Genomic DNA, 12,319 nt, shown 5'->3' with positions numbered 1-12,319 from the left:
CTACCGGCGCGCCGTGACGTAGCAGGCGACCGCGGTCGCGGCCGCGACGTTGAGCGAATCGATGCCCGCGCGCATCGGGATCGTCGCCCGGACGTCGGCCGCCTGCTCCCAGCGCGGCGAGAGCCCGTGACCCTCGGAGCCGAGCACCAGGGCGACCCGGTCGAGGCCGGCGACGGCCTCCTCGATCGGCCGCGAGTCGGGTGCGAGCGTGAGCGCGACGGTGGTGAAGCCCGCGGCCGAGAGCGAAGGAAGTGCGTCGGCCCAGTCCGGGAGCCGGGTCCAGGGCGTCGTGAAGACCGCGCCCATGCCCACCTTGATCGAGCGTCGGTAGAGCGGATCGGCACAGCGCGGGGCGAGCAGCACGGCGTCGAAGCCGAGGGCTGCGCCCGAGCGGAAGATGGCGCCGACGTTGGTGTGGTCGACGATGTCCTCGAGCACCAGGACCGAGCGGGCACCGCTCAGGACGTCGGCCACCGGGGCCAGGGGACGGCGCTCGAGCGACGCCAGCGCGCCGCGGTGCACGTGGAAGCCGGTCACCTCTTCGGCCAGGGTCTCGCTCAGCACGTAGCAGGGCGCGTCGGTGGTCGTGAGCACGTCGGCCAGTCCGTCCAGCCAGCGCGGCGCCATCAGGAAGGACCGCGGGCTGAAGCCGGCTTCGACGGCCCGTCGGACGACCTTCGCGCCCTCGGCGAGGAAGAGACCGTGCTCGGCCTCGAGGGCCTTGCGCAACTCGACGTCGCGCAGGTCGCGGTAGTCGGCGAGGCGCGGGTCGGCGGGATCGGAGATCTCGACGAGGGTGGCCATCAGCTGGGTCTCGACCCGGTCGCTGCGCGACCTGCTCGACCGTCGAAGGCCGAGGGGTGCGCGACCGCGACGACCTCGCCGACGACGATGATCGCGGGCGCTCGGACGCCGTGGGCGGTGAGCTGGTCCGGCAGGGTGCCGAGCGTGGCGAGCACGGTCCGCTCCCCCGGCATCGTGCCGTCGCAGATCACGGCCACCGGCGTGTCGGCCGACCGGCCGCCCTCGACCAGCGCCGCGGCGATGGCCGGCGCGTTCTCGACCGCCATCATGAGGATCATGGTGCCGGTCATGGTGCCCAGCGCCGCCCAGTTGACCTGCGACTCGGGGTGGCCCGGGGGCAGGTGCCCGGAGACGACCGTGAACTCGTGGGCGACGCCACGGTGCGTCACCGGGATGCCGGCGATCGCGGGCACGGCGATCGGGCTGGTGAGCCCGGGGATCACGGTCACCGGGACGCCGGCCTCGCGGCACGCGAGCACCTCTTCGTAGCCGCGGCCGAAGACGAAGTTGTCGCCGCCCTTGAAGCGCACCACCAGCTTGCCGGCCAGGGCCCGATCCACGATGACCCGGTTGATCTCCTCCTGCTGGGCCGACCGGCCGCGCGGCAGCTTGGCCACGTCGATCAGCTCCACGTCGGCGTGCAGCTCCCCGAGCAGCTCGCGAGGCGCCAGCCGGTCGGCGACGACGACGTCGGCCTCCATCAGGGCCTTGCGACCCGCCACGGAGATCAGCTCGGGGTTGCCGGGGCCGCCGCCGACCAGGACCACGCCGGGCGCGCGGTCGCGCTGGTGCCGCGCCACGATCGTGCCCTCGCGCAGACCCTCGAGGATCTCGTCGCGGACGGCGGCCGAGCGCTGCGGCTCGCGCTGGCCCAGCACCGCGACGGTGACCCCGGCGTGCCGACCGACGGCGGGCGTCCAGGCCGTCGCCCGGGTCGCGTCGTCGGCGCGGACGCAGAAGATGCGGCGCACCTCTGCAGCCGCGGAGACCCGCTCGTTGACCTCGGTGGCGTCGGTCGCGGCGATGACGTACCAGGTCTCGTCCAGGTCGGCGTCGGTGAAGCCGCGCTCGTGCCACGTGATCTCACCGGCGCCGGCCATGCCCTCGATCGCGGGGGTCACCTCCGGGCTGACGACGTGCACGTCGGCTCCGACCGCGATCAGCTGCGGGACGCGGCGCTGGGCCACGTGGCCACCGCCGACCACGACGACGCGCCGGCCGGTGAGGAGCAGGCCGGAGGGGTACGTCGGGAAGTCGTCCATCCGACCATCATCGCGGTCCGGAACAGCCGCGGCGTGACGCGGGTTCAGGTCGCGGACTAGGTTCGGACCGACACGTCCTCTGCGTTAGGAGCCCCATGAGCCTCGATCGCCCGGTCAGCCCCGACCCCTACGACCTGCTTCCGCCCGTGCCCTCGTTCACGGTCACCAGCGCGGACGTCACCGACGGCGCACCGCTCAAGGACGACCAGGTCGCCGACCTCGGCAACACCTCTCCGCAGCTCTCCTGGGAGGGCGCGCCCGACGGGACCAAGAGCTTCACGGTCACCTGCTTCGACCCCGACGCCCCGACGCCGAGCGGTTTCTGGCACTGGGTGCTGGTCGACCTGCCCGCCGACGTGACCTCGCTCGACACCGGAGCGGCCGCCGGGGACCTGCCCGGCAACGCCTTCCACGTCCGCAACGACGGCGGCGAGAAGGGCTTCATGGGCGCCGCTCCCCCGCCCGGCGACCAGGTGCACCGTTACTACTTCGTCGTCCACGCGGTGAAGGAGGACGCCCTCGGGGTCGACGCCGACGCATCGCCCGCCGTCGTCTCGTTCAACCTCGCGTTCAAGACCCTGGGCCGGGCGATCCTGCACGGCACCTACCAGCACTAGGCCGCACCGAGGTGGTGGCGCCGCGCACCGACGAGGAGCTCACGGCGTACGCCGAGCAGCTCGACACCCTCGGGGTCGACCTGGTCGGCGGCTCGATCGTCGACATGGCCGGGGTGTCTCGCGCCAAGTACGTCCCGACCGACCGCCTCGATGCGTTCCACCGCGCCGGGATGGGCGCGTCGCCGTCGTGGAGCGTCTTCTGCGTCGACGGGTCCATCGCCTTCACGCCGACCCTCGGGGTCGTCGGCGACCTGCGGATCCGGATCGACCCGGCCGACCTGCGCGTGGTCGAGGACGGCATCGGCTGGGCGCCGGGAGACCTGCAGCTCCAGGACGGCAGCCCGTCGCCGATGTGTGCCCGGTCGCTGCTCGCCCGGGTGACCGCGGAGCTCGAGCAGGCGGGGCTGAGCGCGCTCGTCGGCGCCGAGCTCGAGTGCACGCTCCTCGACGCCGACCGCGGCCACTCCACGGCCGCACCCTGGACGCCGTACGGGCTGCGCACCTCGCTGCAGCAGGCCGAGCTCCTGGTCGACCTGACCCGCGCCGCCGCGGGGGCCGGGCTGGCGATCGAGCAGCTGCACATGGAGTACGGGCACGACCAGCTCGAGGTCTCGCTGGCCCCGGCGGAGCCGGTCGCCGCAGCGGACGCGGTCGTCCTGGCGCGCACGGTCATCGGCCGGACGGCGGCCCACCACGGCCTCCAGGTGTCCTTCTCGCCCGTGCCGTTCGCGGGCGAGGCCGGCAACGGCGCCCACCTCCACCTCTCGCTCGCGGGCAGGGACGGGCCGCTCTTCTCCGGAGGCCCGGGCCCGCACGGGCTCACCGCCGCCGGCGGCGCCGCCGTCGCGGGCGTGCTCGACACGCTGCCCGACCTGGTCGGGGTGTACGCCGGGTCGGTGCTCTCCGCGCAGCGGCTCCGGCCGGGCAACTGGGCAGGGGCGGCCGCCTGCTGGGGCCTGGAGAACCGCGAGGCGGCCGTGCGGCTCATCGCGGCGACGCGCGGCAACCCGCACGGCGCCAACATCGAGCTGAAGCTCGTGGACCCCAGCGCGAACCCCTACCTCGCCGTCGCCGCCCTGCTCGGCAGCGCCCGGCGCGGCATCGATCGGCGGCTTCCGCTCCCCGCCGAGGTGCCCGGCGACCCGTCGGCCTCCGACGTCGCGCTGCCCTCCCTGCCGGTCGACCAGGCCGCGGCCATCGACGCCCTCGAGGCCTCGGAGGCGGCGGCCCTGATCCTCGGCGCGCCCATCATCGAGGGCATCGCCGCGGTGCGCCGCCACGAGGTCGCGACGTACGGTGCGCTGCCCGTGGCCGAGACCGCGGCCGCGCTGCGCATGGCCTGGAGCTGCTGAGGTGGAGGCGCTGACCGATCGGCTCCGCGAGATCCGACTGGTCGACCACCACGTCCACGGCACGTTCACGGCCCCCGGGGACCGAGCCGCCTTCGAGGCCGCGCTCAACGAGGGCTCCACCGGCCCGGTGCCGTCCTTCATGTCCGGCTTCGACCTGCCGGTCGGGCTCGCCGTACGGCGCTGGTGCGCGCCGCTGCTCGGCCTGCCCGCGCACGCCTCGGCCGACGCCTACTGGGAGGCCCGCTCCGCGGTGCCGTACGACGAGCTGGTGGCGACCTTCCTCGACGCGGCCGGTGTCGACCACTGGGTCGTCGACAGCGGCCTCACACCGACGCTGGTCACCGCTCCCGAGCCGAGCTCGGAGATCCTGCGGCTCGAGCTGCTGATGGAGTCGGTGCTGCGGGAGGACGACGTCCCCGGCGCCTTCCGCGACCGGCTCGACGCGGCGGCGCCCTCGGTCGTCGGCACGAAGACCATCGCGGCCTACCGCACCGGCCTCGACATCGACTGGTCCCGCCCCACCGACGACGCCGTCGCCCAGGAGGCCCGGGCCGTGACCGGTGGCCGCGTCGCTAGCCCGGCACTGGTCTCGTTCGGGGTGCACGAGGCGGTCGAGCGCGGCCTGCCGGTGCAGGTGCACACCGGCTTCGGCGACCGTGACCTCGACCTGCGCCGCGCCGACCCGATGCACCTGCTCCCGCTGCTGCGTGCGACCGAGGTGCCGGTCCTGCTGCTGCACTGCTACCCGTTCCATCGGCAGGCCGGCTACCTCGCCCAGGCCTTCGACCACGTGAGCTTCGACGTCGGCCTGGCGATCAACCACCTCGGCGCCCGCTCGGTCGAGCTGGTCGGCGAGGCGCTCGAGCTGGCGCCGTTCGCCAAGCAGCTGTACTCCTCGGACGCCTACGGCCTGCCGGAGCTGCACTACCTCGGCTCCCAGCTGTGGCGCCGGGCGATGGGCGAGGTCCTCGGCACCTGGGTGCGCCGCGGCGACTGCTCGGTCGACGACGCCGTCGGCATCGTCGACGAGATCGGGGCGGACAACGCCCGGCGCGTCTACGGCCTGTGACGCCTCAGGCGCCGCGCAGGAGGTCCTCGAACGGGGTCGGGTCGGCGAACTCGTCCTCGAGCGTGCGTGCCCGGCGGCGCGGGGCGCCGCTGAGCAGCGCGGCCAGCTCGCCGCCGGCGCGCGCGATCCGCGACTCCAGGCCGGCTTCGCCGAAGTCCTCGCTCGCGGCGAAGACCGCGGTGGGGACGACCGTGGCGTGCAAATAGCTGAAGAGCGGTCGCAGCGCGTGCTCGAGGACCAGCGAGTGCCGCGCGCTGCCGGCGGTCGCGCCGATCAGCACCGGCACGCCGGTGAGCAGGTCGGGCTCCAGCACGTCGAAGAACGTCTTGAAGAGTCCGGAGTACGACGCGGAGAACACCGGCGTCACGACGACCAGCGCGTCGGCCCGTCGTACCAGCTCGATGGCCTCGGCCAGCTCCCCCGACGCGAAGCCGGTGAGCAGGTTGTCGGCCAGCGCGTGGGCCAACGGGCGCAGCTCGATCACGTCCACCTCGACCGGCTCCTGGACGCCGGCCACGACCGCGGCCGTCAGACGGTCGGCCAGCAGCCGCGTCGAGGACGGGACGCTCAGGCCGGCGCTGATCACGGCGAGGTGCGTCATACGGACACCCCCGTGACGTCGTCGACCGCGTGGATGGTCGCGTCGTGGGCGCCACCCGCGGCGGCGACCAGCGAGGCGTGGGTCGGCGCGTCCGGCACGTGCGCCGGACGTCCCTCGGCCATGCCCGCACGCAGGTCGGGAAGGATCTCGCCGAGCAGGTCCAGCTGCTCGAGCACGGTCTTCAGCGGCAGGCCCGCGTGGTCGACCAGGAACAGCTGGCGCTGATAGTCGCCGACGTACTCCCGGAAGCCGAGGGTCCGCTCGAGGACCTCCTGCGGAGAGCCCACCGTGAGCGGCGTCTGTGAGGTGAAGTCCTCCAGCGACGGCCCGTGGCCGTAGACCGGGGCGTTGTCGAAGTAGGGGCGGAACTCCCGCACCGCGTCCTGGCTGTTCCTGCGCATGAAGAACTGACCGCCCAGCCCGACGATGGCCTGGTCGGCGGAGCCGTGGCCGTAGTGCTCGAAGCGGCGCCGGTACAGCGCGACCATCTGCTGGGTGTGCGAGGCCGGCCAGAAGATGTGGTTGTGGAAGAACCCGTCGCCGTAGTAGGCCGCCTGCTCGGCGATCTCGGGGCTGCGGATCGAGCCGTGCCAGACGAACGGCGCGACGCCGTCCAGCGGGCGCGGGGTCGAGGTGTAGCCCTGCAGCGGGGTGCGGAACCGCCCCTCCCAGTCGACGACGTCCTGCCGCCACAGCCGGCGCAGCAGCGCGTAGTTCTCGATCGCCAGGTCGATGCCGTCGCGGATGTCCTTGCCGAACCACGGGTAGACCGGGCCGGTGTTGCCGCGACCCATCATCAGGTCCACGCGACCATCGGTGAGGTGCTGGATCTTCGCGTAGTCCTCCGCGATCAGGACCGGGTCGGTGGTCGTGATCAGCGTGGTCGCGGTCGACAGGACGATCTTCTCGGTCTGGGCGCCGATGTAGGCGAGCGTCGCGGTGGGGTTGGACGCGATGAACGGCGGGTTGTGGTGCTCACCGGTGGCGAACACGTCCAGGCCGATCTCCTCGGCCTTCTTCGCGATCTCGACCTGCGCCTTGATCCGCTCGTGCTCGGTCGGGGTGCGACCGGTCGTCGGGTCCTCTGTCACGTCGCCGACGCTGAAGATGCCGAACTGCATGACCACTCACTTCCTTGTCCGGTGCTGCCCCGGGCTACTTGGTTGAATTCCAAACTAACCACTCAACAGCGTCGCCGGGGACGGTATTCCTGCCAGATTCCTGCCACCATGCTCGCGTGAACCCCTCGCGCGAGCGCCGGTGCCCCGTGTGGGTGCCCGCCCTGATCCTGGTCCTCACCATCGGCCAGCTGGCCGTGGCGGAGTGGGTCCCGCTGGACCGGTTCGCCGACAAGGCCTTCGGCGCGCGCCTGGTCGCCTACCCGCTGATGATGCTGCTCGTGCCGGCGCTGTGGTGGACATCCGTCAAGCGGCGCCGGCCCGACGAGCCTCCGCCGTACGGCGCGTTCTCGCTGATCATGCTGGGCTTCCTGGTCGACGTGACGGGCAACAGCCTCGACCTGTACGACTCGCTGACCTGGTGGGACGACATGAACCACTTCGTCAACTGGGTCTTCCTGCTGACCGGCATCGGGCTGATCATCGCCGGGCCGGTGCGGCCGGGCTGGGCGCGGGTGCTGCTGATCGCCGGACTCGGCTCGATGCTGGCCATCGGCTGGGAGCTCGGCGAGTGGTACACGTTCATCCGGCACGGCACCGAGATCGACACCGCCTACGAGGACACCCTGGGCGACGAGACCCTCGGGACCCTCGGTGCGCTGCTCGCCGGGCTGGTGGTCCACGCGGTGTTCCGGCGCCGGCAGCGACGGCCCGGGCTGGACGTCGCTCCCGAGGGTGAGTAGACAGGACAAATGGGTACGACCTGACGTACCCATCGAGCGACACCCCTAGGAGCGACATGCCCGACCTCCCCCGGCCGAACGACGGCACCTCGATCGCGACGGCCCCCTCCGACGAGGCCCAGCTCGGATCGACGACTGACAACGGCGCCCCCGCGCCCAGTGACCGCAACTCCTTGACGGTCGGCCCCGACGGCCCGATCGTGCTCCACGACGTGCACTTCCTGAACCAGATGGCGCACTTCAACCGGGAGCGCGTCCCGGAGCGCAACGTGCACGCGAAGGGCTCCGGCGCCTTCGGCGAGTTCGAGACCACCGAGGACGTCTCGGCGTACACCAAGGCCGCGCTCTTCCAGCCCGGTGTGAAGACCGAGATGCTCGCCCGCTTCTCGACCGTCGCCGGCGAGATGGGATCGCCCGACACCTGGCGCGACCCGCGCGGCTTCGCGCTGAAGTTCTACACCTCCGAGGGCAACTACGACCTGGTCGGCAACAACACCCCGGTGTTCTTCATCCGCGACACCATGAAGTTCCCGCACTTCATCCGCTCGCAGAAGCGCCGTGGCGGCTCCGGTCTGCGCGACAACAACATGCAGTGGGACTTCTGGAGCCTCAACCCGGAGTCCGCGCACCAGGTGACCTACCTGATGGGCGACCGCGGCATCCCGAAGTCCTACCGGCACATGAACGGCTACGGGTCCCACACCTACCTGTGGGTCAACGAGGCCGGCGAGAAGCACTGGGTGAAGTACCACTTCCACAGCGACCAGGGCGTCGAGGGCCTCACCGACGAGGACGCCACGCGGATCGCCGGCGAGGACGCGGACTTCCACCGCCGCGACCTGTACGAGACGATCGCGAAGGGCGACTTCCCGTCGTGGACGCTGTCGATCCAGGCGATGCCGTACGACGACGCGAAGACCTACCGGATCAACCCCTTCGACCTGACGAAGATCTGGCCGCACAGCGACTACCCGCTGATCAAGGTCGGCACGATGACGCTGAACCGCAACCCGGACAACTTCTTCGCGCAGATCGAGCAGGCGGCGTTCGAGCCGTCGGCGCTGGTCCCGGGGATCGGGTTCTCCCCCGACAAGATGCTGCTCGGCCGGGCGTTCGCCTACTCCGACACGCACCGGCACCGGATCGGCCCGAACTACCTCCAGCTGCCTGTCAACCGGCCCCGGGTCGAGGTCAACACCTACACGCAGGACGGCGCGATGGCCTACGAGCACCGCGGTGACGACCCGGTCTACGCGCCGAACTCGTTCGGCCGCGGCTACGCCGACAACGTCGGTGAGGTCGACCCCGGCTGGGAGACCGACGGCGCCATGGTGCGCCAGGCCTACACGCTGCGCGCGGACGACGACGACTTCACCCAGGCCGGCACGCTGGTGCGCGACGTCTGGGACGACGAGATCCGGGCCAACTTCGTGAAGACCGTCGCCGGTCACCTGCTCGGCGGCGTCGAGGGCGACGTCCTCGAGCGCGCCTTCCAGTACTGGAAGGCCGTCGACGCCGAGACGGGCAAGCAGATCGAGGAGCTGGTCCGCGCCGACGCCGACCTGGGCGCCCCCGGCGCGCAGGACGACCAGGCGAAGGAGGACGCGTCGGCCCCGGTCGTGGAGGACGACACCCACGCCGGGTGAGCATCGCCATGGTTCGCTGACGCATGCGCCGTGCCGCCCTCGTCGTCGTGCTGGCGCTCCTCCTCGCAGGAGCGCCGGCCACGGCGGCCGCGCCGTCAGGCCTCGACCGAGCCGATCGCAAGGACATCGCGATGCAGATCGTGTCCAGCGCGGAGAACTCCACGCTGAGGTGGCGCCGGCAGTACACCTACCTCGAGGACATCGGCGACGGTCGCGGCTACACCGGCGGCATCATCGGGTTCTGCTCGGGCACCGGCGACGTGCTCGAGGTCGTCCGGAGCTACACGGACGCGCACCCCGACAACCCGCTGGCCCGCTTCCTGCCCGCACTGCGCGACGTCAACGGCACCGACTCGCACCGCGGGCTGGGCCGGCCGTTCGTGCGCGCCTGGCACCGAGCTGCGAGGACCGCGGGCTTCCGGCATGCCCAGGACGTCGAGCGCGACCGCGTCTACTTCGACCCGGCCGTACGACGAGCACAGCGCGACGGGCTGCGCACCCTGGGCCAATTCATCTACTACGACGCGATCGTCATGCACGGCCCCGGCAGCAGCCATCTCAGCTTCGGGGGCATCCGCCGTACGGCGATGCGGCACGCCGACACCCCTGCCCGGGGTGGGTCGGAGATCGCCTACCTCGACGCGTTCCTCGACGCGCGGGTCGACGCCATGGAGGCCGAGCAGGCCCACGAGGACACGTCGCGCGTCGACACCGCGCAGCGGGTGTTCCTCCGCGACCACAACCTGGACCTGACGCCGCCGCTGACCTGGCACGTGTACGGCGACCGCTTCCACATCCCGGCGCCCTGACGGAAGCCCATTAACCCGGTCGATTAACGGCAGTACACCGCGAGTAGCGTGGCCGGGTGCGCCTGACCCGACCCTTGCTGCTGCTCGTCCTCGTGTGGGGTGCGCTGCTCGGCATCGCCGGCCCGGCGAGTGCCCACGTCGACGCCCCGCGGGTCGTGCGGGTCGGGACCGAGGGCACCTACCCGCCGTTCACGTACCGCGACCCGGACACCAACGAGCTGACCGGCTTCGACATCGAGGTCATGAGGGCGGTCGGCGAGGAGGCGGGCTGGGACGTCCAGTTCGTGGAGGCGCCGTTCGACTCGCTCTTCCCGGCACTGGACTCCGGGCGCATCGACGTGATCGCCAACCAGGTCACCATCAACGCCGAGCGCGAGGCGCGCTACCTCTTCAGCACGCCGTACACGTACTCCCACGGCGTGATCGTGACCGCCAAGGACAACGACGACATCACCACGCTCGCCGACCTCGAGGGCCGGACGACGGCCCAGACCGCCAGCAGCAACTGGGCCCAGGTGGCGCGCGACGCAGGGGCGGACGTCAAGTACGTGCAGGACTTCGGGCCCGGCGTGGAGCTGTTGGTCCAGGGCCGCGTCGACGCGATCGTCAACGACAACATCGCCGTGCTCGACTACCTCGCGACCTCCGGCAACGACCAGGTCAAGATCGCCGGCGACGCCGGCGACGAGACGCTCGAGCAGGCGCTGACCTTCCGCAAGACCGACCCCGACCTGCGGGACGAGGCTGATGAGGCGCTCGCCGCCCTCACGAAGGACGGCACGCTCGCGAAGATCTCGGAGAAGTACTTCGGGGCCGACGTGACCGTGAAGGGCGGCTCGCAGGACGTCGACGTCAAGGGATCGGACTCGCGGACGCGGTGGGAGGTGCTCGCCGACACCGCGCCCAAGATGCTCCGCGGGCTCGTCCAGGGCACGATCCCGCTGACGATCGCCAGCTTCCTCGTCGGACTGGCGCTCGCGGTCCTGGCCGCCCTTGCTCGGCTCTCGTCGATCCGGCCCCTCGACTGGGTCGCCCGGACCTACATCTCGATCATCCGGGGCACCCCCCTGCTGGTGCAGCTGTTCCTCGTCTTCTACGGGCTCGGGCAGGTCGGCATCAAGCTCGACCCGTACGTCGCCGCGATCCTCGCCCTGAGCCTCAACGTGGGCGGCTACGCCGCCGAGGTCGTCCGAGCCTCGATCCTGTCCGTGCCGCGTGGCCAGTACGAGGCGGCGACCGTGATCGGGATGGAGTACTGGCAGTCGATGCGCCGGATCGTGCTCCCCCAGGCGGCACGGATCGCCGTGCCCCCGCTGTCCAACACGTTGCTCTCCCTGATCAAGGACACCTCACTGGTCTCGTTGATCCTGGTGCCCGAGCTGTTCCACGAGGCGAACATCGCGGCCGCGCTCAGCACGGAGTACCTCCCGCTCTACGCCCTGGCAGCGCTCTTCTACTGGGTGGTCTGCTACCTGGTGACCCTGGGGCAAGCGCCCCTGGAACGACGACTGAGCAGGTATGTGGCATGAACGCACTGATCGAGGTCCAGGGGCTCGAGAAGTCCTTCGGCGACCAGCTGGTCCTGAGAGACGTCGACTTCACGGCGACCGCAGGCACTGTCACCGTGCTGCTCGGGCCCTCGGGCTCGGGCAAGACGACCGTGCTGCGCTCGCTCAACGTCCTGGAGACGCCGGACTCCGGCCTCGTCCGGATCAGCGACGCGAGCATCGACTTCGGCGTGCCTCCCACCGACAAGGCGGCCCGCCACCGTGCGGTGAAGGCGTTGCGCGCCCGCAGCGGCATGGTCTTCCAGTCCCACAACCTCTTCCCGCACAAGACCGTCCTCGGCAACCTGATCGAGGGGCCGGTCCAGGTGCAGGGCCGCGACCCCGAGGAGGCCGTTGCCGCGGCCCGCGAGCTGCTCGACAAGGTCGGTCTCGCCGGGCGCGAGGACGCCTACCCGTCCCAGCTCTCCGGCGGGCAGCAGCAACGGGTGGGCATCGCGCGGGCGCTGGCGCTCACGCCGGAGGTGCTGCTCCTCGACGAGCCGACCTCCGCCCTCGACCCCGAGCTCGTCGGCGAGGTGCTCGCCGTCATCCGTGACCTCGCCGCCGAGAACTGGACGCTGGTGATCGTCACCCACGAGGTCCGTTTCGCCCGCGACGTCGCCGAGCAGGTGCTCTTCCTCGACGGCGGCGTGGTCGCCGAGCGCGGCGGCGCCGAGGTCCTCACCGACCCCCGGGAGGAGCGAACGCAGCGGTTCCTCAAGCGGGTACTCGACGCCGGCTAGGTCTTCGG

Annotated in this window: 12 protein-coding genes; 8 read left to right on the top strand and 4 right to left on the bottom strand. The window is 71.6% G+C overall.

The features are described from left to right. Positions 1-804 (bottom strand): TrmH family RNA methyltransferase, encoded by an 804-nt coding sequence (locus PD653B2_RS03115; RefSeq protein WP_085870870.1) that lies wholly within the window; start codon positions 802-804, stop codon positions 1-3. Then, positions 804-2,066 carry a uroporphyrinogen-III C-methyltransferase gene (gene cobA, locus PD653B2_RS03110; protein ID WP_085870869.1) on the bottom strand — a complete coding sequence of 421 codons (1,263 nt, stop codon included), beginning with the start codon at positions 2,064-2,066 and terminating at the stop codon, positions 804-806. Before cobA ends, PD653B2_RS03115 begins: the two co-directional genes overlap by 1 nt. A gap of 95 nt (positions 2,067-2,161) precedes the next feature. On the opposite strand from cobA, the gene PD653B2_RS03105 reads away from it, so the two are divergent. From PD653B2_RS03105 to PD653B2_RS03095, 3 genes are read left to right on the top strand one after another with little or no spacing between them, the layout of a single operon-like run. Beyond that, a complete protein-coding gene (locus tag PD653B2_RS03105) occupies positions 2,162-2,683 on the top strand; it encodes a YbhB/YbcL family Raf kinase inhibitor-like protein (protein ID WP_085870868.1) in 522 nt (173 codons plus the stop codon). Between the two features lie 11 nt (positions 2,684-2,694). Then, the gene (locus PD653B2_RS03100; RefSeq protein ID WP_207559253.1) at positions 2,695-4,035 is read left to right on the top strand and encodes a glutamine synthetase family protein; all 1,341 of its coding nucleotides are present in this window, start codon (positions 2,695-2,697) and stop codon (positions 4,033-4,035) included. 1 nt (position 4,036) lies between these two features. Further along, positions 4,037-5,104: an amidohydrolase family protein gene (locus PD653B2_RS03095; RefSeq protein WP_207559252.1), complete on the top strand. Its 1,068-nt coding sequence runs from the start codon at positions 4,037-4,039 to the stop codon at positions 5,102-5,104. A 4-nt stretch (positions 5,105-5,108) separates the two neighbouring features. On the opposite strand, the gene PD653B2_RS03090 is transcribed toward PD653B2_RS03095, so the two are convergent. After that, a complete protein-coding gene (locus tag PD653B2_RS03090; protein WP_085870866.1) occupies positions 5,109-5,705 on the bottom strand; it encodes an FMN reductase in 597 nt (198 codons plus the stop codon). Next, positions 5,702-6,826: an LLM class flavin-dependent oxidoreductase gene (locus tag PD653B2_RS03085; RefSeq protein ID WP_085870865.1), complete on the bottom strand. Its 1,125-nt coding sequence runs from the start codon at positions 6,824-6,826 to the stop codon at positions 5,702-5,704. Before PD653B2_RS03085 ends, PD653B2_RS03090 begins: the two co-directional genes overlap by 4 nt. Before the next feature lie 116 nt (positions 6,827-6,942). Here PD653B2_RS03085 and PD653B2_RS03080 point away from each other — a divergent pair, with 116 nt between their 5' ends. The 5 genes from PD653B2_RS03080 to PD653B2_RS03060 are packed head-to-tail and all read left to right on the top strand — an operon-like array spanning position 6,943 to position 12,311. Then, on the top strand, positions 6,943-7,566 hold the full coding sequence (locus PD653B2_RS03080; RefSeq protein WP_085870864.1) for a hypothetical protein: 624 nt from the start codon (positions 6,943-6,945) through the stop codon (positions 7,564-7,566). Between the two features lie 56 nt (positions 7,567-7,622). Then, on the top strand, positions 7,623-9,212 hold the full coding sequence (locus tag PD653B2_RS03075; RefSeq protein ID WP_085870863.1) for a catalase: 1,590 nt from the start codon (positions 7,623-7,625) through the stop codon (positions 9,210-9,212). Positions 9,213-9,235: 23 nt separating this feature from the next. Further along, positions 9,236-10,021, top strand: coding sequence for a chitosanase (locus PD653B2_RS03070; RefSeq protein ID WP_085870862.1), 786 nt, complete (start codon positions 9,236-9,238; stop codon positions 10,019-10,021). Positions 10,022-10,077: 56 nt separating this feature from the next. Continuing rightward, positions 10,078-11,550 (top strand): ABC transporter substrate-binding protein/permease, encoded by a 1,473-nt coding sequence (locus PD653B2_RS03065; RefSeq protein ID WP_242665117.1) that lies wholly within the window; start codon positions 10,078-10,080, stop codon positions 11,548-11,550. 5 nt (positions 11,551-11,555) lie between these two features. Then, positions 11,556-12,311 (top strand): amino acid ABC transporter ATP-binding protein, encoded by a 756-nt coding sequence (locus PD653B2_RS03060; RefSeq protein ID WP_207559262.1) that lies wholly within the window; start codon positions 11,556-11,558, stop codon positions 12,309-12,311. The last annotated feature ends 8 nt before the right edge of the window (positions 12,312-12,319 follow it).

The organism is Nocardioides sp. PD653-B2 (assembly GCF_002117935.1).
Classification (GTDB): Bacteria; Actinomycetota; Actinomycetes; order Propionibacteriales; family Nocardioidaceae; genus Nocardioides.
Note: the sequence above shows the minus strand (reverse complement) of the source record. Positions and strands in the feature narration are given on the sequence as shown.